Source organism: Oceanihabitans sp. IOP_32 (assembly GCF_009498295.1).
Lineage (GTDB): Bacteria > Bacteroidota > Bacteroidia > Flavobacteriales > Flavobacteriaceae > Wocania > Wocania indica.
The window spans coordinates 627,288-651,475 of the sequence record NZ_CP040813.1 but is presented as its reverse complement, the minus strand read 5'-3'; the positions used below and the strand labels follow the sequence as shown (position 1 = coordinate 651,475).

Genomic DNA, 24,188 nt, shown 5'->3' with positions numbered 1-24,188 from the left:
GTGATATCACCATCTTCCATAGATCAAGTATTTGAAGCCGCCAGAGTAGAGGAGGTTATTGGCGATTTCGTACAACTAAAAAAAGCAGGCAGTAACTTTAAAGGCTTAAGTCCGTTTAGCGACGAGCGCTCACCAAGTTTTATGGTGTCGCCAGTTAAGCAGATCTGGAAAGATTTTTCAACGGGAAAAGGCGGTACGGCAGTATCGTTTTTAATGGAGCACGAGCACTTCACGTATCCGGAAGCCATACGATATTTGGCTAAAAAATACAATATTGAGATTGAAGAAACCGTGCATTCCGACGAGCAAAAAGAGGCGGCAAACGAGCGTGAGAGTTTGTATTTAGTGAGTGAATTTGCAAGCAACTACTTTAAAAAAATATTACATAAAACCGATCAAGGCAAATCTATAGGCTTAAGCTATTTTAAAGAACGTGGTTTTACAGAAGAAACCATTAAGAAATTCGACTTAGGCTATTCGTTAGATGCTTGGCAGGCATTTACAGATGAAGCTTTAAAACAAGGCTATAACATAGATTTTTTAGAAAAAACGGGGCTTACTATAGTTAAAGAAACAAAACGCTTCGATAGGTTTAAAGGGCGTATTATGTTTCCTATAAAAAGCATGAGTGGTCGTGTTTTAGGTTTTGGCGGTCGTATTTTAACTAGCGATAAAAAAGCGGCCAAATATGTAAATTCACCAGAGAGCCCTATTTACAACAAAAGTAAAGTGTTATATGGCATTTATCTGGCTAAACAGAGTATTGCAAAAGAAGATAATTGTTATTTGGTTGAAGGCTATACCGATGTTATTCAATTTCATCAAAGGGGTATAAAGAATGTAGTTTCCTCATCAGGAACCGCTTTAACACCCGATCAAATAAGACTAATAAATAGGCTTACAAAAAACATTACGGTTTTATTTGATGGCGATGCAGCGGGTATGCGTGCGGCTCTTCGGGGTATAGATTTAATTCTGGAACAAGGCATGAACGTAAAAGTCTGCACGTTTCCAGAGGGCGAAGATCCCGATAGTTTTGCTAAAAAGAATTCTTTAGAAGCGCTTTCGCTTTATTTGGAAGAAAATGCTAAAGATTTTATCGAGTTTAAAGCAAATTTATTGTTGGACGAAACAAGAGATGATCCCGTAAAAAAAACTGAAGCTATAACAAGTATGATTACTACAATTGCACTCATACCAGATGAAATAAAACAACAGATTTATGCAAGAAGAATTTCATCCATAATGGATGTTGATGAGAGCAGAATGTATGATTCCATTGCGCGCTTTAGAAGCAGAAGAATAGACGATTTGACTAAACGAGTACAAAATGATGAATTTAAAGATGCGAAATTATTTGATGTAGTTAAAAATGATTTTGAAACTCGTAAAGTCGATATACAGTATGTTTTAGAGCGTAAAATAATAGAGGTATTATTGCTTTACGGAAATAAAACAGAAGATTTTGAAGATTTGGTTCTAAAAGAAAATGATAAAAATGAGTTGGTTTTAGAGCCCGTAATTCACCAAGCTAAAGTGTTTGAAAAGGTGTTTTTAGATTTACAAGATGATGAAATGGAATTCTCTAATCCACAATTTAAAACATTGTATTTTACGATTATAGACAAGTTAAATCAAAGTGATAATTTCGAGCTAAAATCTTTTATAAATTCGGTAGATCAAGATATGGCCAACGAAATTACAACCATTCTAATGGATGACGAGCGTTATGTTTTGGACGATTGGAATAGGATGGATATTTTTCCGAAAGAAAAAAACAAAAGCGTTGCCCAATTGGTGAGCGAAACTATTTTGAGTTTACGCTGCTTTTTAATCGATCAAAAAGTGAAAGAGTATCAACAAGAAACTGTTGAAAATAAAATAGACACAAATAGAAATATACTTGAAGAAGTAAAAGACTATTTGAGTCTAAAAATGTTGTTGTCAAGAAAGCTTAATCGCGTTTTATGATTCTAAGGAGATTTTTGCTTGATTAACAAGGTCGATTAAATTGTCAACTTTTAATTTTCGCATTAAACGCGCTTTATAAGTACTTACAGTTTTCTCGTTAATATTAAGTTCTTTGGCGATTTCTTTATTCTTTTTACCAATAGACAGTAATTTTAAAACTTCAGACTCGCGTGTCGACAGCTTTTTGTAATACGATCCAGATTTATTCGATTTCGCACTTTGAGCAAGCTGTTGCGTTAAGGCATCACTTAAATAAATACCGCCTTGATGAACTCTTAAGATGGCGTCGTTTATCGTTATTATATTTACCGATTTCGAAACAAATCCTGAAGCGCCAGCTTTAATTGCATTTATGCCATATACCTCTTCTGGTTCGCTACTAAAAATTAATGTTTTTAGCTCTGGATGGTCTTTCTTTAAATGGCGTAAAACGGTTAAGCCGTTCATTTTAGGTAGGTTAATCTCGGTTAAAAGAATGTCAACTTCATGGTGTTTAATAAAGTCTAAGATTTCAGTACCATTGGCTACGCTACCTACAATTTTTATATCTGAAGATACCGAAAACAGGTGCTCTAAACCCTTTCTAATAATGGGGTGACTGTCTGCAATTAGTAATTTTATCATTGTTTAATATTTTATTGGTTTCATCCTAATTGTTGGATATTAGGATGGTTACTCGGAGATGTTGTCTTATACAAAGATAAGACATTTTGACAAAATGACAATAATTACTTTAATTTATTGAAATATAATAGTAATTACTTCAAATCATTAGGAATTTTGCAAATTGGCACAGGGATCATTTTGTGTTTATTCGCTGTATTAAAGCGTTTGTAAATTTTAAAGACATCCTGTTCTCTTCCAGAAAAATCTGTTGCTGTTTTTCCTAAAGTATCCATTTTCATGGCCCATTCAAGTTCTGGGTAAGATGCTCCAATTTGATCTTCGTCACTTCTAGCATCGCCAAATAAACCATCGCTTGGTGCCGCTTTCATGATGGATTCTGGAACTTCAAGAAATTCACCTAATTTATAGACGTCTGTTTTTAATAAATCTGCAATAGGACTTAAATCCACACCGCCATCACCGTATTTTGTGTAAAAACCAATACCAAAATCTTCAATTTTGTTACCTGTTCCTGCCACTAGTAAGTTATACATTCCAGCGTAAAAATAGAGGGTGGTCATGCGTAAACGCGCTCTGGTGTTTGCCAAAGCCATATCGATTGTTTTTTGATCGGCATCAAAAAAAACAGCGGTTTTAAAGCATTCAAAAACAGGGGTTAAATCACTTCGGGTATCATCAACATTGCTAAAGCGTCGTTTAAGACTTCGTATTTGTTCTCTAGCTCTGCTAACATGACTTTCTGCCTGATGTATTGGCATTTCAACACATAAGACATTTAGCCCAGTTTTTGCACATAACACAGAGGTTACTGCCGAATCGATACCTCCAGAAATACCAATTACAAAACCATTTACACCAGCATTGTTGGCGTAATCTTTTAACCAGTTAACAATGTGATGAATCACTTTTTCTGTTTGCATATTTAAATCGATTTTAATCTAATAATAGTACCTTTGTAAACAAAAATAAACGAAACCTATCAATAAAAATAAATATATGTTGTTTAAGTTTTATTTAAAAAACCTGATATTTTGCTTTGTTATTTTTTTTATGGTGCTTTCTTGTAAGCCGGAAAATGAATTGGAAAAGCGTATTGCTAAATTAAATACAAGTATAGATATAGAGCGTTTTGATATGCTTTTTGCAAACGTTTCGCCAAACGATTTTCCAAACTTAAAGAAAGAATATCCTTTTATGTTTCCTGAGCAATATTCAGATTCTTTCTGGTTGGCAAAGAAAAACGATACCTTACAAAAGCTCCTTTCTCAAGAGGTTAGTAAAGTATTTTCAGATTTTAGTGCCCCTAAGGCAGATATAGAATCGTTGTTCAATCATTTAACATATTATTTTCCTGAGTTTGTACCACCGCGAGTAATTACAGTTACTAACGAGGTCGATTATCGCAATAAAGTAATCGTTACAGATTCTTTAGTTTTGCTGGCATTAGATAATTATTTGGGGAGCGATCATGAGTTTTATGTCTATGGCAACATTCCAAAATATGTTTATCAAGATTTTAAAAAAGAACAGGTTGTTATCGATTTAGCCCAAGCTTATGCTAAAAAATTCGTACCCAGACAGCACAATAAAACGCTGTTAGACGAAATGGTTTATTTTGGAAAGTTACTTTATTTTAAAGATAGGGTAATCCCTTTTAAAACCGAAGCAGAACGCATTAACTACCAACCAGAGCAATTACGTTGGGCGATTGATAACGAGAGTTATATTTGGCGTTATTTTGTAGAGCGAGAACTGTTGTTTAGTACAGACTCTAAACTCCCCAGCAGATTTATTAATCCTGCACCTTTTACCAAGTTTTATTTAGAAGAAATTGATGCCGAGTCCCCAGGACGCTTAGGTCAATATATAGGATGGCAAATTGTAAGGGCTTATATGGAGAATAACAACGTGAATCTAACCGATATGTTCGTGAAATCTACCGAAGAAATATTTAATAATAGTAAATTTAAACCTCGAAAGTAATGGCAAAAAATCAAACGTCTACAATAGAACTACAAGTTGAATTAGATGAGAATAAAATTCCTGAAAAATTATTCTGGACCGCCCAAGATGGCGATGTTACAAATGAAGAAGCCAAAGCCATGATGCTTAGTGTTTGGAATGCTAAAAAGAAAGAGACTTTACGTATAGATTTGTGGACAAAAGATATGCCTGTTAACGAGATGAAAGTGTTTTTTTATCAAACCTTAGTAGCCATGTCTGATACGTTTCATAGGGCGACCCAAGATGAAAAAATGACGGCTACCATGAAAGATTTTTGTGATTATTTTGCTGAAAAACTGGAGCTTAAGAAGTGAGTTTATGGTTTTTAGAGGATGGACGATCGCCAATAGATGATAGAGCATAGACTACAGACTAAAACCTATTTACCACTCATTAATCCTATTAGAGTCTAATTTAATAAAAATAAAAAGCAATATAGTAAAAGCCCAAAGGCCAGAACCACCATAACTAAACATAGGGAGAGGAATACCAATAGTTGGAATTAGTCCCATGACCATACCTATGTTTATTAAGAAATGCATAAAAATTATTGAGGCTACGCCATAACCATAAACCCGGCTAAATTGATTTTTCTGGCGTTCGGCTAAATGTAAAATTCTTATAATGAGAAGCACAAAAAGCACAACGACAAATGTGGTGCCTAAAAAGCCCCATTCCTCACCAACCGTAGTAAAAATATAGTCGGTATGCTGTTCTGGTACAAAATTACCAGTGGTTCGTGTGCCCTCCATAAAACCTTTTCCAGTTAATTTCCCCGAGCTTATCGCCTTTTCAGATTCATTTAAATTATAAGCAAAAGTTCTTTTCATTTGCTGCAATTTAACAGGGTCTTTTTCTAGTCTAAGCCATAGGCTTATGCGGTCTTGTTGGTGCGGTTTTAGAATACTTTGGTAGAAGAATTTTACTCCAAAAGAAAAGGCAATAGTAAGGCTTAAGATGGATATAGTTTGATAAAGGCGTATTTTCTTTTTTCTTAAAACATGCATGCTAATTATTATAATTGATGCAATAATTGATGTCATAACCGCACCGAATTTCAAGGATAATACAGCCAGTATAATGGTAGAGATTCCTAGAGTTAAATGGTACTTTGGTAGGCCCTCTCGATATAAAACAAAAAAGAAAGCACCGTATACAATAGTACTACCGGTATCGTTTTGTAACAGTACTAAAATAGCAGGAGTGAGAATGATTAAAAAGGTTCTCATTTGATCCTTAAAGACCCTAATATCAGTATTTAAATCGCTTACGTATTTGGCGACTGCAAGGGCTGTGGCCATTTTAGCAAATTCACTGGGTTGAATGGTCATCCCTCCAATAGCATACCATGATAGTGCGCCATTTACTGTTTTTCCGAAAAGAAAAAGTCCGATGAGCGAGAGTATAGAAATAAAATATATCACGCTTGAAAACCGTTCGTAAAACTTCGCATCGATAGCTAATAATAGCACAATTAAACCAAAGTTTAAAAAAATAAAAATAAGTTGTTTGCCATAGGGCTGCGAAAAATCGAAATAATCTATGGTGTTCCCCGAATGTGATGCCGAGAGGATATTTAAATATCCAAATCCAACCAGCATCAAGAAGAGAATTATGGTAATCCAATCGAATCTAAAATATCTATTCGTTTCTCTGGTCATTAATGCGATGCGTTATTAATTGCATTTAATCTGTTATAGAGTTGTTCAAACTCCTCTTTATCAACGAATTGATAAGTGCTTTGTCTGTTTATTTTAAAGGGTTCGCCAGAATATTGTTTAGCATACTCTTCTTCTAAACTGCGTTCTAAAAGCCATTTCTCTAAATCTTTTCGAGTTGTAAACCCTTTTATGTGTTTTTCTATCATTAGACTAGCTACTTTTCCAGCAAACCGACTTCCAAAATATCCGTTTTCAACAAAAACGGCAATAGCGATTTTAGGATCATCTTTTGGGGCAAAGGCCACAAAAATAGAGTGGTCTGTTAATTGCGTTTTAACACTGTCTATTATGGCGAAATTTTCAACTGTTCCTGTTTTTCCGCAAATATCAATACCTTCAACCTGTAACCATTTTGCAGTTCCGTTTTTATACACCTGATGCATACCTTCAATAACAGGTTCAAAATGTTTTTTATCAATACTGGTGTATTTTGGTGTTGTAAATTTTTCCGGAATGGTTTCACCTTCTATGGATTTAATGATATGCGGGGTGTAAAAAAAACCTCTGTTTGCTATGGCAGCAGTCATATTAGCCAATTGAATTGGGGTAGTGGCTACTTCTCCCTGCCCAATAGAATTCGAAATGGTATATGTGGAGTAGAATGTTTTTGGGTAAACCCTTTTGTAATATGCTCTATCTGGAATTCTGCCTTTTTGACCCACTCTTAAATCGTAGCCTAAAAAGTTACCCAAGCCAAAACTTTTGGCGTGATTGCTCCAAACATCAATGCCCGTTGAGGCATTTCCTGTTTTATCTAAAATACGTCTGTAAGCGGTTGCAAAATAAGCATTACACGATTCTTGAATGCCGTTTACTAAGTCGTTTCGTTTGCCCACGCGACAATGGCATTTCATAAAACGATTGCCGTATTTATAGCCGGCATAGCAGGTTACGGTTTCGTTAGGAGTTATCACACCTTCTTGTAATCCTATAAGGGCATTCATTAATTTAAAAGGTGATCCTGGTTCGTAAACCCCTTGTAAACTTCTATTAAAAAGTGGTTTTGCGATACTGTCACGTATAAGTTTATTGAAATTTTTGGAGCGTTTTCTACCTACTAAGTCATTAGGGTCGTATGATGGTGCCGCAACCATTGCTAAGATTTGACCAGTTGCGGGTTCGATCGCAATAACGCCACCGCGTTTGTTTTGCATAAGTAGTTCGCCGTATTCTTGTAGTTTTGCATCTATAGTAATGGTGATGTCTTTACCCTGGACTGGAATAGTATCGAACGCACCATTTTTATAAGGGCCAATATTTCTATTAAATCTATCTTTTTGTATAAATTTAATGCCTTTTACGCCGCGTAAAGTGTTTTCATAAGACGCCTCTATACCTTGTTTGCCAATTAAATCTCCCATTTTATAATAGGGGTCTTTTTTTATAATGGCATTGTTCACTTCTCCTATATCCCCTAGAACATTTGCTCCAATAGTGGTTTCGTATTTTCTAAGTGAACGTTTTTGAATATAAAAACCTTCAAATTTTCGCATTTTTTCTTGTAGAATGGCGTAGTCTTCTTTTGAGAGATGCGATACAAAAACCGATGGCAATCTTGGGGAGTAATGGTATGCTTTATTATAGGTATCTATAAATTTAGTTTTGTCTATTTTTAGTAAAGCGCAAAACTCTAAAGTGTCTAGTGGCTTCACCTCTCTTGGAATTACCATAACATCGTATGCAGGCTGGTTGGCTACTAAAAGAGTGCCATTTCTATCGTAAACAAAGCCCCGTTTAGGGTAATCGTACACTTTTCTTATGGCATTATCATCAAATAAACTATTTGCTGTTGAATTATATACCTGTAAATAAAAAAGTCTCGATATAAAAACAAGTCCTACGAGGATTACCGTGATAAAAAGTAAAAGTTGTCTCATGTAGATTTTCGACTAAAAATAATAGTTATTAACATACAAAGTAGTATAGTAAAAATACTTGAGAATAACGTTTTTTCTGCGATTAAAATTATTTTAGAAATGCTAAATATTTCTAAAAAAAATAAAATAATATGATGGGCAACAGTGAGCAGTGTGATATAGGTTAGTTTTGCTCCAAACTCAACATTATTAAATTTCATGTTTTGGTTTTCGTATACCATACCAAAAGAAAACTTTAAAGCTAAGGGTCGTGCATAAGCAATAAAAACGGAAGCTGCCGCATGAATACCGCCAGAGTCTAGAAACAGATCCACTACTAATCCCAGTAAAAAGCTAAGCAAAATGAATACAACACGATTGTTTTTTACCGGAAACAAAATGATAAAAAGTATGTAAATGTAGGGATTAATGTAGCCTAAAAAATCTATTTGACTACATATTAGCACCTGAACTAAGATGAGTATTACAAAACGTAAACTATGTGTAGCGAGTATAGCATTCATTCGTTTAGCAATTTAGTAATCTCATCAATATCTCTATTTTCAATAATGTAAACGTGTTCAAGATTGGTCATGTCGTTAAACAATTTTACATTTATGGCATAGTAGTTTTCTGCAATATCTAGCTCGAAATCTTTTATGGTTCCAATAGGAATGCCTTTTGGAAAAATAGAAGAGCGTCCTGAGGTTACAATGGTATCTCCTAGGGCCACAGGAGCTATTTTCTCTACATCTATTAGTTGTACAATATTTGGTGCTTCTCCATTCCAGGTTAAAGAACCAAAATGGTTTGTTTTTTGTAATTGAGCGCTAATTTTACTTGTTGTATTTAAAATGGAAATAACTGTGGAATAATTACGGCTAGAATTATCTATAATCCCCAGAATACCTTTGCTGGTAATTACCCCATAATCTTCTTTTATACTATCATTTAAACCTTTATTGATTAAGATGACATTGTTTTTGGTCGAATAACTGTTTTTTATCACATTAGCGCTAATAACTTGGTAAGGTTTATCAAAATAAGCACTATCTGAAAACACGGAATTATTGATGTGTTTTGAATTGAATAAAAGGTTTCTGAGATGATTATTTTCTTCTTGTAGAAGGTTGTTTTGTGATTTTAGTTTAAAATAAATACTCAAGTTGTTAAAAGAATTATAAACACCTCCCGTTAAAAAATTGGCAGAGTTTATAAACTTACTTTTATGATAAGAGTGTGAATTTATGGTAAAAGCAATACCTAATAAGAACAACAAGAAGAACAACAAAAAGGTTTTGTGTCTAATTATAAAATTTATAATCTGTTGCATGATTTAGGAACTGTTTTTAGCTTTTATTTTATCAGAATGCTTTTAAATTTTCCTAAGTTTTTAAGGGTGATCCCTGTTCCTCTAACAACAGCACGTAAGGGGTCTTCTGCGATATAAACAGGAAGGTCTGTTTTTTGAGATAAACGCTTGTCTAAACCACGTAGCATAGATCCACCACCTGCTAAATATATACCAGTATTGTAAATGTCGGCAGCCAACTCTGGAGGGGTTTGCGATAAAGTTTCCATAACGGCATCTTCAATGCGCAATATAGATTTATCTAGTGCTTTTGCGATTTCTCTATAAGATATCGATACTTGTTTAGGTTTACCTGTGAGTAAGTCACGCCCTTGCACGCTCATATCTTCTGGAGGTAATTCTAAGTCTTCTGTCGCAGCGCCAATTTGTATTTTTATTTTTTCAGCAGTACGTTCTCCCACATATAAATTGTGCTGGGTGCGCATATAGTAAACAATATCATTTGTAAATACATCGCCAGCGATTTTAACCGATTTATCGCAAACAATACCACCTAAGGCAAGTACAGCGATTTCGGTAGTACCACCACCTATATCTACAATCATGTTTCCTTTAGGTTGCATAATATCTACACCAATTCCTATGGCTGCGGCCATAGGCTCGTGAATTAGATATACCTCTTTGCCATTAACGCGTTCTGCACTTTCTTTTACGGCACGCATTTCTACTTCTGTAATGCCTGATGGGATACAGATAACCATGCGTAATGCGGGAGTAAAAAATTTCTTTTTTAAGGCAGGAATGTTTTTAATAAACATGCTAATCATTTGCTCTGAAGCATCAAAATCTGCAATAACGCCATCTTTTAAAGGGCGAATTGTTTTGATGTTTTCATGAGTTTTACCTTGCATTAAACTCGCTTGCTGCCCAACGGCGATTATTTTTCCAGAAACCCTATCGCGCGCTACTATTGATGGCGAATCTACTACAACTTTGTCGTTGTGAATAATTAGTGTATTTGCAGTACCTAAATCTATTGCGATTTCTTCGGTTAAGAAGTCAAAAAAGCCCATGTATTTTAAATCTTTTAAGGGGGTGTTAAAGTAATTTCGTAAAAGTAATAAAAGTAAATAAATATATTGGGTTTTAATGGTGGTCAAATACCATTGAAAAACAAGTATTAACTTAATATTGGCTTTTTATCGATTTTATTTGATGTATTTATGCTCTAGAGTTAGATTAAAATACAGGTTTAACGCAGTCTTGATGACAAACGAAAGGTTTTTAACATTGTAATACTGCACTCGATTTTAAATTCGAGTGCAGTATTAACTCTTGTTTCTTGACTTAACTAGAGCATATGAAGCTATTGATTATTTTTCTAAATAACGGGTTTAATGCTTAAAATGACGGGTCCCTGTCATAACCATAGCCACATTGTTTTCGTTGCAATAATCAATACTTAATTGATCTTTTATTGAGCCACCAGGCTGAATTACCGCAGTAATACCAGCGTTTTTAGCAATTTCCACACAATCTGGAAATGGAAAAAAGGCATCGCTCGCCATAACAGCACCATTTAAATCAAAATTAAATGATTGAGCTTTATGTATGGCTTGATTTAAGGCGTCAACACGGCTGGTTTGGCCTGTACCACTAGCGCATAGTTGTTTGTTTTTTGTTAAAACAATGGTATTCGATTTGGTGTGTTTACAAATTTTTGAAGCGAAAATTAAATCCTCTAATTCGGCTTGCGATGGGTTTAGATTTGTAACATTTTTTAAATCTTCAACACGATCGGTGATGTGGTCTTTGTCTTGCACCAACAGGCCATTTAAACAGCTTCTAATATGGGTTTCAGGTAATTCGACATCGTTTAAAATCAGAAGAATTCTATTTTTCTTTCCTTTTAATAGGGCTGCAGCCTCATCAGAAAAAGCGGGAGCAATAACAACTTCGCAAAACAGTTTGTGTATCTCTTCTGCCGTTTCCAAATCGATTGCTGTATTACTAATTAGAACACCTCCAAAAGCAGACACAGGATCGCCTGCTAGTGCGTCGGTATAGGCTTGGTGTAGCGTGCTTCGCTGGGCTAGACCACAGGCATTATTATGTTTTAAAATAGCAAAAGTTGGGGCATCATTTTTAAACTCGTTCATTAAATTTACGGCAGCATCAACATCTAATAAATTGTTATAACTTAACTCTTTGCCGTGTATTTTTGTGAATAAGGCATCGAAATCTCCGTAAAAAAAACCTTTTTGATGCGGATTTTCTCCGTAGCGTAAAACTTTTCCTTTTGTTTCACTTATTTTTAAAACCGTTTCGTTATGGTTTTTATTAAAATAGTTGAAAATTGCGGTATCATAGTGCGACGAAACATTAAAGGCTTTTCCAGCAAAGCGTTTTCTATCTTCTTCAGAAAGACGACCATTATTTTCAGAAATCAATTCTAAAAACTCGTCGTAATCATCTACTGAGGATACACAAATTACATCAGCAAAATTTTTAGCCGCTGCTCGAATTAGCGAAATACCACCAATATCTATTTTTTCAATAATATCTTGTTGGCTTGCTCCAGAAGCAACTGTTTTTTCAAATGGATATAAATCAACAATAACAACATCAATTTGTGGAATGTCATATTCTGCTAATTCGGCAACATCGCCATCGTGGTTTTGTCGGTTTAAAATGCCTCCAAAAACTTTAGGATGCAATGTTTTTACACGACCGCCTAGAATAGAAGGGTAGGAGGTCACATCCTCAACAGGGATCACCTCGACACCTAAATCTTTAATAAATTTTTCTGTGCCACCAGTAGAATAAATGGTTACTCCTTGGGCGTTTAGTTTTTTTACAATTGGTGCTAATCCCTCTTTGTTAAATACCGAAATTAGTGCAGACTTAATTGTTTTTTCGTTGCTCATTATTAGTATGTTGTGTTAAAAAATGCAAAAGTAATTATTTAAGCTAAAACTTTGGCTTTTAACCCCTAAAAAAAGACTGTCAATTTTTTGCATTTAAAAAAGCGAGGTTTACAATACGTTATATTATCGTGTTCGTATTGCAGTAAAGCACCACAACTGTTGGTTAACTTATTAATTTGCAGTTTATAAAATGCTCGATACTTTTTCGCAAACAAACTCTAAAAAACGCTCGTCTTTTTCGGTAAAAGGGTCTAAGGTATTCGAGTCGATATCTATTTGTCCCACGTTTTTACCGTTAACAAAAATGGGTACTACAATTTCAGACTTTACCGTAAGACTGCAGGCAATATAATTATCTTGAGCCTTAACATCTGGCACGACAAAGTTCTTGTTACTTACAGCAACTTGTCCGCAAATACCTTTTCCAAACGGAATAACTGTATGGTCTGTAGGTTCGCCAACATAAGGGCCTAAAATTAATTCTTGTTTGTCTCCGTTTACAAAATAAAAACCAACCCAGTTGTAATAGTCTATGTTAGATTCTAGTAATTGGCAAATGGCTTGTAAACGTTCGTTTTTGGTTTTTGTACTGTTAGAAATTATAGTTTCTACTTGCGGTTTTAATAATTCGAAAGACATAGGTTTATTTTTTTTAGCAAAAGTATTAAAATGCGGCGAATTGATTTATTATTTCTAAAATAATACGACGCCATGACATCGCCAACATTGCGGTGAGATTTACTGCTAAAAAGCTGTTTTGAAATACGAGCTGTTTCCGATGGGTCAAAATCTTAATTCATTTATTGAGTTTATAATCTATTAATAATTTTGAAAATTAGTTGCGATTGGCTTAAGTTTTATATTTTTGCAATGAGCATTATGAGACATTTAAATTTAAATAAAATCTTTTCGACCTTAATGACGGTTTTGGTGTTGTTATCTACACTATCTTTTACTGTAGAGAAACACTTTTGTGGTGATGTGCTTATTGATTCGGCTATTTTTGCTGAAGCCAAGAAGTGTGAAAAGGAAAGTTTAGAAGTAAATCACGACAAGAAATGTTGTAAAGATATTACGAAGGTTGTAAAAGGACAAGACGTTTTAAAATTCTCGTCGTTTGAGGATTTAGAGCTTCAACATCTGCAGTTTCTAATGTCTTTTGCCGATGCTTATACCAATCTTTTTAAAACTCTTAAAAAGGAGATTATTCCTCACAAACATTATGCATCGGTTATTCTTGTTAAAGATATTCAGGTGCTTTTCGATGTTTTTTTAATTTGATTTTATCCAATTTTTTTTCCGCTGTAGCGAAATCTCAAAAATCGTGTATTTATATTCTATGCACTTCTAATTGAAGTTGTTAATTAGGATAATTTACAACTGTGGTATTCTAGTTATGCAAGTCGCTAGAGCTTTATTATCAGTATTTATAAGTATTTGGTGTTTAGGGGTCTGCGCCTAGTGTTTTAAGGTGTAAGCATACAAGCCTGTAAATTATTAGTCCACGATTTAAGAAAGCTACAATTTTAATAAAATCGCATCATGATTTTTATCACATCATGTAAAACAATTCAATTTAAAAAAATGAAACCATTACGATATCTACTATTTTTACTACCATTAATAAGTTTTTCGCAAGATAGAGTTAGCGGCATTGTTATGGAAGCCAACGCCGAAAACACAACTACAGGTTTAGCTGGAGCAAATGTGTATTGGCTTGATACCACTATTGGGGTAGTTACCGATATTGAGGGCAGGTTTAGTATCCCATACACATCCGAAAACAAAAAATTAGTTATAAGTTATGTAGGATTTAAAACCGATACCTTAACAATATCTCAACCAAAAACGATACGTCATTGGCTCGAATCTAAAGGAGATTTAGCCACTGTAACTCTAACTTCAAGAAAGCAAACTACAACAAAATCGTATTTACACGCAGCGAATACTTTTACAGTAGGTAGCGAAGAGCTATTAAAAGCTGCTTGCTGTAATTTATCTGAGAGTTTTGAAACCAATCCTTCTATCGATGTTAATTTTGCCGATGCCGTGACTGGTACTCGACAGATAAAAATGCTAGGTTTAACAAGTCCGTATATCTTGATTGCCACTGAAAATATCCCGTCCATACGGGGGGCATCACAGGCTTTTGGGATGAGTTTTATTCCAGGCACTTGGATAGAGAGTATCCAAATAACCAAAGGCGCAGGAAGCGTAGTAAATGGCTTTGAGAGTATTGCAGGGCAAATAAACGCCGAATTGGTTAAACCGCTTACAGATAATAAAGTTTATATTAATGCCTATGCCAATGCAAACGGGCGGTTAGAATTAAATACCCATTTAAACACGCCAATAAGCGATAAATGGAGTACAGGCTTGTATATGCATGGTAATTTAAGAGATGCCAAACACGATAATAATAACGATTCGTTTTTAGATATGCCTTTACAAGAACAAGTAAGTGTCATGAACCGTTGGCAATATATCGATACCGAAAAAGGTTTTGTAACGTTTTTGAATTTGAATGTTTTAAATGATGAGAAACAAACTGGGCAGGTTAATTTTAATTCGAAAACCGACAAAGGCACAACAAATGCTTGGGGAAGCGAAATTGACACTAGGCGTTACGAGATATCGACAAAATTTGGTTATATAAATCCGGAAATCCCTTGGCAAAGTATAGGGGTGCAAGCGGCATATAGCAATCATAAACAAGAGTCGTATTATGGTTTAAATCTCTATCATATTAAGCAGAATAGCCTCTACACTAATGCTATTTACAATTCGATAATTAGTGATTCAAGGCATAAAATTAAAACAGGAATGAGCTTCACTTACGATCATTACGATGAGCTTGTGAACACAACAGATTACGAGCGAACCGAACGCTCTGTAGGTGGCTTTTTTGAGTATAATTTCGATAATTTAGAAAAACTTAATTTAACGGCAGGCCTGCGAATAGATAACCACAATTTATGGGGTACCTTTGTAACACCACGATTTCATGCGAGATATACGCCATGGGGGAAATCGGCACTACGCGCGTCATTTGGTCGAGGGAAACGAAGTGCTAATATTTTTGCCGAAAATCAAAGTGTTTTCTCGACCTCTAGATTGCTTAATATTTTAAACAGCGATGGCGAAATTTATGGACTAAATCCAGAAATTGCATGGAATTACGGGATCTCATTTTTACAAGGCTTTAATCTTTTTAAAAGAAAAGCCGATATTACTGTAGATTTTTATCGAACTGATTTTGAAAATCAAGTTGTGGTCGATTTTGAAAATCCGCAAGAAGTGAATTTTTATAATTTAGAAGGTGATAGTTATGCCAATAGTTTTCAAATAGAAATGAATTATAATGTCTTTGAACATTTCGATTTACGGTTGGCTTACAAATATTACGATGTGAAAACCCAATACCAATCTGAAAAACTAGAAAGACCTCTAACCCCTAAAAATAGATTTTTTGCAAATGCGGCCTACGAAACACACATGAACGATAATGATACTGGGCAATGGCGGTTTGATGTGACTTTCAATTGGCTAGGTAAACAACGTTTTTCTTCGACAGTTACGAGTCCTTTAGCATTTCAGTTGCCAGAATACACACCAAGTGTAACGACTTTAAATGCACAAATTACCAAAGTGTTCTCCCCTAAATTTGAAGTGTATTTTGGTGGCGAAAACATGACCAATACAAAACAAGATAATCCTATTTTGGGGGCAAATAACCCTTTTGGTTCAAATTTTGATACTACTTTTGTGTACGGACCAATTTTTGGAGCAAGCTACTATGCGGGTTTACGATTTAAAATAAAGTAAAATCTCGAAATAATACGATTGAGGATTGGCTTTTTTTAATTTTAAAGTACTAAATTATATGATTAATTAAATAAAATCAAGACATGAAACATCCATAACTAAAACTTGATACCCAAGGGAATGATTAAAGAGATGTCGCATGTTACCAATGTAAAAACAATAAATATAAACACATGAAAAAAATAATGATCTTCGCATTAATGCTGATAGGAACAACAACTTTTGCACAAAATAAAAACGCTAAAGCCTCAATTGAAGTAGATGGGGTTTGTATGATGTGTAAAAGCCGAATTGAAAAGGCTTGTTTATCATCAAAAGGGGTAAAATCTGCCGTTTGGAATGTTAAAACGCATGAGTTACAATTGATTTACGATGAGCGTAAAACTGATTTAGAAACCATAAGCAAAAAAATAGCCAGCGTTGGTCATGATACCAAGGCTGTAAAAGCACCAGATGAGGCTTATAATGCCATCCATTCCTGCTGTAAATATCGCGATGAAGTTGTGGTTGAAGAACATAAAGATTCGGGCGGAAAGTAGTTTTATTTGATAGTCGGCTTTTAGTTCTAAAACTGAAAATAATATAATTGATGTTGGAAACAGATAGATTAAAATTTAAACCATTAAATTCTAAATATGAAAAAGATTTAGAAAAACTATTCTGTAAAAACCATTTGGTGATGAAAACAGCTTTAAAAGGAAGAGTTTTCACCAAGAACGAATTCAAAAAAATACTGAAAGAAGATTTCATTAAGTCTGAAACTGATCAAGTGGGATTCTGGTGCCTAACTTCTGGCTCAGAAGATCGCCTTATCGGAATTACAGGCTTACTAAAATGCAATTATTTAAATCGGGATAATTATGAGTTTGGATTTATACTTGATGATAATAATTGGGGCAAAGGTCTAGCCACAGAAATTGGCCAATTCTGGTTGGACTATGCAAAAAACGAAATGAATTTGACAGAATTAATAGCAACAGTTAGTCCTGAAAATATAAGGTCAAGAAAAGTACTAGAAAAATTAAAGATGGAATATGTGAGTGAATTTGAATTGAGTGAAAGAGGAAATAGATTAATATTTAGAAAATCCTTATAACACTCAAGCCCAACAGGGTTGTAATTTATGAGTATTTTGGTGTTTAAACCAAATTATAGTTTTAGTCATGGAATCTGTTAAAACTATTTGATTCGCTTTATAGATGAAAAGATAATTGGATGTAAGGTTTACAGGAATATAAGATGAAATCTCTAATTCTGCTATGTTTGTGAAGATAGCTTTGTTATTTTTATAGAAAATTATTAAAATGAAGCATAGCGTATTTGTACTGGTGTTATTGGTATTGTTTTCATGTCAAGATGAAAAAGAGTTTGTGCCTAGAGATATAAATTCTGTTAAAATTGAAACCGTTATGCAGGATTCCTTATTAAGTATACGAGCAATTCAATTACTTAATGATGGCAATTTGGCTTTTGCTGGGAATAATAACACCTACGGATTATACAATGTTAAAACACATAGTTTATTAAAATCAAAGCAGGTCTTTGATTCCCTTAATTTAGAATTTAGAGCCGTTGCTCAAACGGCTCAAGATTTTTTTATGTTAAGCGTGGGGTCGCCAGCCTTGTTATATAAAACGGGAGATACGGGGAATATGGAATTGGTTTATCAAGACCATCACCCGAAAGCTTTTTATAACGCTATGCGGTTTTGGAATAACAATGAGGGCATTGCTATTGGCGATCCCACCAATGATTGCATGAGCATTATTATTACCAGAAATGGCGGTAAATCATGGTCGAAATTGTCTTGCGAGAATTTGCCGAAAATTTTAGATGGCGAAGCTGCTTTTGCCGCCAGCAATACTAATATTGCTATTGTTGGTAATCATACTTGGGTAGCAACAGGAGGAAAGGCAAGCAGAGTGTTATACTCGCCAGATAAAGGCAAAACTTGGGAAGTTTATAGCACCCCAATTGTACAAGGTCTTGCAACTACAGGCCTGTATTCTATCGATTTTTACGATGCACTTAATGGTTTTGGAATTGGTGGCGATTACACCCAACCCGATAATAATACCGCCAATAAAATAAGAACTAGTGATGGAGGTAAAACATGGGAATTAGTTGCACCAGATAAAAATCCAAATTACAGAAGTTGTGTGCAATACATTCCAAATAGGAAAGGAAAGGAATTGGTTGCTATTGGGTTTAAAGGGATTGATTACAGTAGCGATTCTGGTAGTACTTGGAAAAATTTAAGCCCTGAAGGTTTTTATACCATTCGGTTTGTAAACGATAGCGTGGCTTATGCTGCTGGTTCTGGCAGAATCTCTAAACTAACCTTTAGCGAGTAACTCGAGTATGGTGGCAGCTAATAGCAAATTAACAATACGACATTTAATTCTTGTTTCCCTTGTATCTTTTTCTCATATGCCCTAAGAGTTTTCGATTAAACTCGTCTTCGGCAATTTTTAATAAGAGTATTTTTTTAGAGGAAATAACTGTTTTAAGCTGTTCTGTTAATGATATGGTTTCGTTGTGTATGCTGGTTTCTGCTTCAGTTAGTTGCTTTAAAAGTTCTGTAGCTTTTTCGGTTGTAAGTGTATTGTAATTCTGTTTAACATCTCTACGAATGTTCCTAATAACCTCATGTCTTAGGGTTCTTATAGTTTCGTTATAGGTGTTGTATATGGGCCAAAACTTCTGTGCTTCGCTTGTTGTTAAGTCTAATCTATCTGTAATATATGCTATTTTAAGTGCTTTTATCTGGTCTTTTTTTTCATGGCCTTGAGCGAACACCGTAAGGGTTGCACTTAAGAAAAGAATAGCTATAATAATTTTTTTCATGATGCTGTAATCTGTTTATTCTGTTAATAAATCTTCAAGGTCTGTATTATCGATAAGATAATCTTCTATGATATCTTCTGAAAAATCATGGTTTATAAGTGCATCAGCAGTTATGTCATCTTCAGTTAATAAAGCGGCAAAATCGATACTTGTAAAATCTACTTCGACTAAATAGTTTTCGATAGCGGCTGTTTCTAAACTGTCTAGAGTTAATGTTTGATCAGAGTTAAAAAATACATGAAACATAAGAACAAGACTAGCTGCCACAGACGATGCTAAAGCGATGTTTTTCCATGAAAATAAAGAAATTACTTTAGTGCCTTTTTCGCTATTAATACGATTTAAAATGTTATCGTCGACGGTATTAAAGTAAGCCTTTGGCGTTTTAAATCCGGCAGATTTAAGATCGCTTAATTTCTCTTCATGTTTCAATTTAGTAAAAAAGGTTTCATCAAAAGATTCAAAGTATGAATTTGGCGTCTTAAACCCCGAATTATTTTTATTATGTAAACTATTGTTTTTCATCTCCGTATTAGACTCGCTTAAATATAAAAGGTTTAATTTTCACTTTTCACTCATGGCTTAAATAATCTTTTATTTTTTTCACGGCAATATGATAAGAGGCTTTTAAAGCGCCCTCACTAGTTTCAAGAATATCTGCCATATCTTTGTATTTAATGGCTTCAAAATACTTCATATTAAATACCAACTGTTGTTTTTCTGGTAGGGTGGCAATGGCTTTTTGTAGTTTCAATTGAATGGCGTCTCCTTCAAAATAAACATCTGAAATGAGATTGTTTATCGCGATTTGCTGTACTTCTTCACTTGTTATTTGTAATTGTTTTGCTTTTTTATTTAAAAAAGTAATGGCTTCGTTAGTGGCGATGCGATACATCCAAGAAAATAATTTACTTTCGCCTTTAAAGCTGTTTATGTTTTTATATACTTTTATAAAGGTGTTTTGTAGGACGTCGTCGGCATCGTCATGAGATTTCACTATGTTTCGAATATGCCAATATAAGCGCTCCTTATATAAAGTAAGCAGGGTTTTAAAAGCTTCTTCTTTATAAGATTCAGATTGTAATTGTTGTAATAGCGCTATCTCGTCAATCAAAAGATCTCCATTTAGGTGTTAGACTCTTATCTTATATTAAAGTTTAATTATAAATCTGTTTTTTGGTGTTTTCTACTAAAATAAAAATATCATGTCGCCTATAATTCGTTTACTCACATCTTTCTATTTTATAAATAGGTGTTCATGATGTGCTTCGCAGTTCTTTTTCGCGTATATTTCGGTATACCATAAACCATAACTCTGGCTATGCTTTGATGTTCTAATTCAACTGATCAAAAAACAATTCAAATTAACCATACGACATTACAAAATTAAATCGGTATTCGTGTATGTTTTTGTTTAAGATGTAAGTGTACACAGAAAAAAAGGATAGAAGTTTGCACCACTATCCTTTTAAAATTTTTAGAACGACATACCAAATTATAAGGTCTGCATGTCTACTAATTTCTTGTAGGTTCCATTTTTTATTATAAGTTCGCTATGTTGTCCTTGCTCAACAATTTCGCCTTTGTTTAAAACCACTATTTGGTCTGCGCTTTGAATGGTAGACAGCCTATGGGCAATCACAATTGATGTTTTATTTCTCATCATGTTTTCCAGTGCCATTTGCACGAGGCGTTCGCTTTCTGTATCGAGTGCCGATGTGGCTTCGTCTAGCACCATAATAGGTGGGCTTTTTAATACGGCGCGAGCAATGCTTAAACGTTGTTTTTGACCGCCAGATAGCTTGTTTCCAGAGTCTCCAATATTGGTATGAATGCCGTCTGGCAAATCTTTAACAAACTCCCAGGCATTGGCAATTTTTAAAGCTTCAATTATCTCGTTTTCAGTGGCATTTTCACCCCCAAGTTTAATGTTGTTTTTTATACTGTCGTTAAATAATATGGCGTCTTGTGTTACAATACCTAATTGTTCGCGCAGAGAGCTTGTTGTCAAGTTGCGAATATCTAAACCATCAATTAAAATTTGCCCTTTGTTTACATCGTAAAATCGGGTGATGAGATTGGCAATAGTCGATTTTCCACTCCCAGATTGTCCTACTAGAGCTACTGTTTTTCCTTTAGGTACAGTTAGAGAAAAGTTTTTTAGGACGTACTCGTCTTGATATTTGAATGAGATGTTGTCAAACTTAATTTCAGAATCAAAACTGGTTTTTACTATGGCATTTTCTTTATCTTTTAATGGGTTTGGGGTGTCTATAATTTCTTGAATGCGTTCTGCGGCAGCATTACCTTGTTTAATGTTATATAAGCCTCTTGAAATCGCTTTAGCCGGTACCATGATATTATAGGCTAAACCCATGTAAGCTATAAAAGAACTGCCATCGAGAGAGTTATCAACAAGAACTAGCTGACCGCCGTACCACAATAGCACCGAAATTACTAAGATGCCCAACACTTCACTTGTGGGAGAGGCTAAATTTTGACGATTTAATAATTTGTTCGAAAAGTTATAAAAGCGATTGGTAGATTCTTGAAACCTGTCGTTAAATTTTTTTTCAGCATTAAATCCTTTTATAATACGCAATCCTGTTAGGGTTTCTTCTAAAGTAGATAAAATTACACCTTGTTCTTTTTGTACACGATCGGATTTCCGTTTTAAACTTTTACCAATTCTAGAAATTATAATTCCAGATAGTGGAATAAAAATAAACACAAAAAATGTAAGTTTTGCACTTATAATAAGCATCATGATTAGGGTGAATATAATCATTAAAGGCTCTCTGGCAATAAGTTCTAAAACGGGTAGCATAGAATATTGTAGCGTCGATACATCATTCGAAACTCGCGCCATAATATCGCCTTTTTTTTGTTCGGAAAAATATGAAAGTGGTAGGTCAAGAATTTTTTTATAAATCTTATTTCTAAGATCTCGCACCACACCATTTCTTAAAAAGACCATGAAGTAATTAGCGAAATAGCCAGAAATATTTTTTAGAAGAAATAAAGTTATTATTAATCCTACAACTAGTAATAACGCTTTTTGCGGATCGTTTTCTGCATATAAATTTACTTGATAGGCTAAGTAATCTTTATAAAAATCTTTTAAACTCGAAATCCCCTCGTATACAGGTTTGGTTACAGGTATAAGGTTATCTTTCTTTTCAAAAAGTATATCTAGCATAGGGATTAGGGCTACAAAAGATAAGGCTCCAAATAAAGCAAAAAACACATTAGAAATAATGTGTCCCAGTGCGTAAACTTTATAAGGTTTAGCGTATTTTAAAATATTATAAAAATGATTCATTAGTTTAGTTTCATGTCTTTTATTATCGCGTCTATTTTAGCATCTAACTGAGCTTCTGTGGCTTTATATTCGGCTGTCGAATTTAAAGTCGTATTTACGCTGATATAGAATTTTATTTTGGGCTCGGTGCCACTTGGTCTTAATGCGACTTTGGTGCCATCTTCTGTGTAATAAATAAGCACATTAGATTTTGGGATTGTTATTGCAACTTCCTCGCCAGTTAAGATATTTTTAGCAATTGACGATTGGTAATCTTCAATTTTAATTACTTTGGAGCCGTTTATCGTTTTTGGTGGTGTTTCACGGGCATCAATCATAACCTGTTTTATTTCTTGAGCACCTTCAATACCTTTTTTGGTTAAAGCGATAAGATGTTCTTTATAAAAACCGTGGTTTATGTATAAATCAATTAATTCTTCGTACATCGAGCTGCCATTCGCTTTAGCTTGAGCCGCAATTTCGCAGGCTAAAAGCGTGGCTGTTACGGCGTCTTTATCACGCACAAAATCGCCAACCATAAAACCAAAACTTTCTTCGCCACCACCAATAAAATCAAGGTGTTTAAGATCGTGAATCAATTTGGCAATCCATTTAAAACCCGTAAGTACAATTTTACTTTCTACCTGATAGGCTGCTGCAATGGTGCTAAACATAGGGGTAGAAACTACAGTGGATGCTACAAATTCTTTACCCTTGATTTTGTCGGCCTTTTTCCATTGTTTTAGAAGAAAATCTGTCATAACAACCATGCTTTGGTTGCCGTTAAGTATCTGTAATTTATTTTCTGTATTACGCACTGCAACGCCCAACCTGTCGCAATCTGGATCGGTACCAATAACAATATCAGCATTTACTTTTTCGGCCAATTCTAAAGCCATTTTTAAGGCTTCAGGTTCTTCAGGGTTTGGCGACACTACTGTTGGAAAATTACCATCTGGTACTTCTTGTTCTTTTACAATATGAACGTTTTTATAACCTGCGCGTTTTAAAGTTTCAGGCACAGAAACAATGGATGTACCGTGGAGGGACGTGAAAACGATAGTTAAATCGTCTTTTGCGACTTGAGGGGTATTAAAGCTTCCGTTTTTTACAGCGGCGTTAATAAAGACCTCATCGATATCTCGACCTATAGAATGAATTAATTCGGATTTGGCTTCAAATTTTATATCGGCATAATCTATTTGGTTTATTTCATTGATTATTGCATCATCATGTGGTGGTACTAATTGTCCGCCATCTTGCCAATACACCTTATAGCCATTGTATTCTGGCGGGTTGTGTGATGCTGTTAAAACAATACCGCAATGACAGTTTAGGTGTTTTAAAGCAAAAGATAATTGCGGGGTAGGTCTTAAATCTTCAAACAAATACACTTCAACACCATTCGCAGAGAACACATCGGCTACCACTTGGGCTAAGGATTTGCTGTTGTGTCTGCAATCGAAAGCAATGACGGCTCTTGGGGTTTTGTTTGGAAACGATTGATGTAAATAATTACTTAGTCCCTGTGTGTTTTTACCAAGGGTATATTTGTTAATTCTATTGGTGCCAACACCCATTATACCGCGCATGCCACCAGTACCGAATTCTAAATCTTTATAAAAACTTTCTTGAATGTCTTGGGGATTATTGGCAATACTATCTTTTATAGTTTGTTGCGTTTGTTCATCGAAAGTTGGGGTTAACCACGTGTTTATTCTCTTTAAGATTTCAGGTTTAATGTGTATCATTAATGTAAGTTCGTTAATTATGTCGTCGCAAAAATAAGCATTTCAC

At 34.6% G+C, this 24,188-nt stretch carries 22 protein-coding genes; 8 read left to right on the top strand and 14 right to left on the bottom strand.

What is annotated here, in order from left to right; all coding sequences use genetic code 11:
- Nucleotides 1-1,971, top strand: coding sequence for a DNA primase (dnaG, locus tag FEZ18_RS02695; protein WP_153266897.1), 1,971 nt, complete (start codon nucleotides 1-3; stop codon nucleotides 1,969-1,971).
- On the opposite strand, the gene FEZ18_RS02690 is transcribed toward dnaG, so the two are convergent.
- Both FEZ18_RS02690 and nadE read right to left on the bottom strand, forming a co-directional pair.
- Nucleotides 1,966-2,595: a response regulator gene (locus tag FEZ18_RS02690; protein WP_153266896.1), complete on the bottom strand. Its 630-nt coding sequence runs from the start codon at nucleotides 2,593-2,595 to the stop codon at nucleotides 1,966-1,968. The genes dnaG and FEZ18_RS02690 overlap by 6 nt on opposite strands.
- A 134-nt stretch (nucleotides 2,596-2,729) precedes the next feature.
- Nucleotides 2,730-3,518 (bottom strand): NAD(+) synthase, encoded by a 789-nt coding sequence (gene nadE / locus FEZ18_RS02685; RefSeq protein ID WP_153266895.1) that lies wholly within the window; start codon nucleotides 3,516-3,518, stop codon nucleotides 2,730-2,732.
- A gap of 76 nt (nucleotides 3,519-3,594) precedes the next feature.
- Between nadE and gldB the strand changes: the two genes are divergently transcribed.
- Nucleotides 3,595-4,581: a gliding motility lipoprotein GldB gene (gene gldB, locus FEZ18_RS02680; protein ID WP_153266894.1), complete on the top strand. Its 987-nt coding sequence runs from the start codon at nucleotides 3,595-3,597 to the stop codon at nucleotides 4,579-4,581.
- Nucleotides 4,581-4,916, top strand: coding sequence for a gliding motility protein GldC (gldC, locus tag FEZ18_RS02675; RefSeq protein ID WP_153266893.1), 336 nt, complete (start codon nucleotides 4,581-4,583; stop codon nucleotides 4,914-4,916). The genes gldB and gldC overlap by 1 nt, the downstream gene beginning before the upstream one ends.
- A gap of 69 nt (nucleotides 4,917-4,985) precedes the next feature.
- Here the strand turns inward: gldC and rodA are convergent, their stop codons facing one another.
- The 7 genes from rodA to FEZ18_RS02640 form a co-directional block, all read right to left on the bottom strand.
- On the bottom strand, nucleotides 4,986-6,263 hold the full coding sequence (rodA, locus tag FEZ18_RS02670) for a rod shape-determining protein RodA (protein WP_153266892.1): 1,278 nt from the start codon (nucleotides 6,261-6,263) through the stop codon (nucleotides 4,986-4,988).
- Nucleotides 6,263-8,200 (bottom strand): penicillin-binding protein 2, encoded by a 1,938-nt coding sequence (mrdA, locus tag FEZ18_RS02665; protein ID WP_153266891.1) that lies wholly within the window; start codon nucleotides 8,198-8,200, stop codon nucleotides 6,263-6,265. The genes rodA and mrdA overlap by 1 nt, the downstream gene beginning before the upstream one ends.
- Nucleotides 8,197-8,703 carry a rod shape-determining protein MreD gene (locus tag FEZ18_RS02660; RefSeq protein WP_153266890.1) on the bottom strand — a complete coding sequence of 169 codons (507 nt, stop codon included), beginning with the start codon at nucleotides 8,701-8,703 and terminating at the stop codon, nucleotides 8,197-8,199. The genes mrdA and FEZ18_RS02660 overlap by 4 nt, the downstream gene beginning before the upstream one ends.
- Complete coding sequence (gene mreC, locus FEZ18_RS02655; protein ID WP_153266889.1) at nucleotides 8,700-9,512, bottom strand: rod shape-determining protein MreC; 813 nt, start codon at nucleotides 9,510-9,512, stop codon at nucleotides 8,700-8,702. The genes FEZ18_RS02660 and mreC overlap by 4 nt, the downstream gene beginning before the upstream one ends.
- A gap of 23 nt (nucleotides 9,513-9,535) precedes the next feature.
- Nucleotides 9,536-10,564 carry a rod shape-determining protein gene (locus FEZ18_RS02650; RefSeq protein ID WP_153266888.1) on the bottom strand — a complete coding sequence of 343 codons (1,029 nt, stop codon included), beginning with the start codon at nucleotides 10,562-10,564 and terminating at the stop codon, nucleotides 9,536-9,538.
- A gap of 321 nt (nucleotides 10,565-10,885) precedes the next feature.
- Nucleotides 10,886-12,418, bottom strand: coding sequence for a bifunctional phosphoribosylaminoimidazolecarboxamide formyltransferase/IMP cyclohydrolase (purH, locus tag FEZ18_RS02645; protein ID WP_153266887.1), 1,533 nt, complete (start codon nucleotides 12,416-12,418; stop codon nucleotides 10,886-10,888).
- A gap of 183 nt (nucleotides 12,419-12,601) precedes the next feature.
- Nucleotides 12,602-13,057 carry a GAF domain-containing protein gene (locus FEZ18_RS02640; protein ID WP_153266886.1) on the bottom strand — a complete coding sequence of 152 codons (456 nt, stop codon included), beginning with the start codon at nucleotides 13,055-13,057 and terminating at the stop codon, nucleotides 12,602-12,604.
- A 240-nt stretch (nucleotides 13,058-13,297) separates the two neighbouring features.
- Between FEZ18_RS02640 and FEZ18_RS02635 the strand changes: the two genes are divergently transcribed.
- The 5 genes from FEZ18_RS02635 to FEZ18_RS02615 all read left to right on the top strand — a co-directional run bounded on the left by FEZ18_RS02635 (nucleotide 13,298) and on the right by FEZ18_RS02615 (nucleotide 18,597).
- On the top strand, nucleotides 13,298-13,699 hold the full coding sequence (locus tag FEZ18_RS02635) for an HYC_CC_PP family protein (protein WP_228122824.1): 402 nt from the start codon (nucleotides 13,298-13,300) through the stop codon (nucleotides 13,697-13,699).
- Nucleotides 13,700-14,002: 303 nt separating this feature from the next.
- Nucleotides 14,003-16,243 (top strand): TonB-dependent receptor, encoded by a 2,241-nt coding sequence (locus tag FEZ18_RS02630; protein ID WP_153266885.1) that lies wholly within the window; start codon nucleotides 14,003-14,005, stop codon nucleotides 16,241-16,243.
- A gap of 173 nt (nucleotides 16,244-16,416) precedes the next feature.
- Nucleotides 16,417-16,782: a heavy-metal-associated domain-containing protein gene (locus tag FEZ18_RS02625; RefSeq protein WP_153266884.1), complete on the top strand. Its 366-nt coding sequence runs from the start codon at nucleotides 16,417-16,419 to the stop codon at nucleotides 16,780-16,782.
- Nucleotides 16,783-16,832: 50 nt separating this feature from the next.
- Entirely contained in the window at nucleotides 16,833-17,339 is a 507-nt protein-coding gene (locus FEZ18_RS02620) for a GNAT family N-acetyltransferase (protein ID WP_153266883.1), read from the top strand.
- 208 nt (nucleotides 17,340-17,547) lie between these two features.
- Nucleotides 17,548-18,597, top strand: coding sequence for a WD40/YVTN/BNR-like repeat-containing protein (locus FEZ18_RS02615; protein WP_153266882.1), 1,050 nt, complete (start codon nucleotides 17,548-17,550; stop codon nucleotides 18,595-18,597).
- A 43-nt stretch (nucleotides 18,598-18,640) separates the two neighbouring features.
- Here the strand turns inward: FEZ18_RS02615 and FEZ18_RS02610 are convergent, their stop codons facing one another.
- The 5 genes from FEZ18_RS02610 to FEZ18_RS02590 all read right to left on the bottom strand — a co-directional run bounded on the left by FEZ18_RS02610 (nucleotide 18,641) and on the right by FEZ18_RS02590 (nucleotide 24,142).
- Nucleotides 18,641-19,090 (bottom strand): sensor of ECF-type sigma factor, encoded by a 450-nt coding sequence (locus FEZ18_RS02610; protein ID WP_153266881.1) that lies wholly within the window; start codon nucleotides 19,088-19,090, stop codon nucleotides 18,641-18,643.
- A gap of 15 nt (nucleotides 19,091-19,105) precedes the next feature.
- Complete coding sequence (locus FEZ18_RS02605; RefSeq protein WP_153266880.1) at nucleotides 19,106-19,615, bottom strand: hypothetical protein; 510 nt, start codon at nucleotides 19,613-19,615, stop codon at nucleotides 19,106-19,108.
- 46 nt (nucleotides 19,616-19,661) lie between these two features.
- A complete protein-coding gene (locus tag FEZ18_RS02600; protein ID WP_153266879.1) occupies nucleotides 19,662-20,204 on the bottom strand; it encodes an RNA polymerase sigma factor in 543 nt (180 codons plus the stop codon).
- 381 nt (nucleotides 20,205-20,585) lie between these two features.
- Entirely contained in the window at nucleotides 20,586-22,412 is a 1,827-nt protein-coding gene (locus tag FEZ18_RS02595; protein WP_153266878.1) for an ABC transporter ATP-binding protein, read from the bottom strand.
- On the bottom strand, nucleotides 22,412-24,142 hold the full coding sequence (locus tag FEZ18_RS02590; protein WP_194269509.1) for a phospho-sugar mutase: 1,731 nt from the start codon (nucleotides 24,140-24,142) through the stop codon (nucleotides 22,412-22,414). The genes FEZ18_RS02595 and FEZ18_RS02590 overlap by 1 nt, the downstream gene beginning before the upstream one ends.
- Nucleotides 24,143-24,188 lie beyond the last annotated feature (46 nt).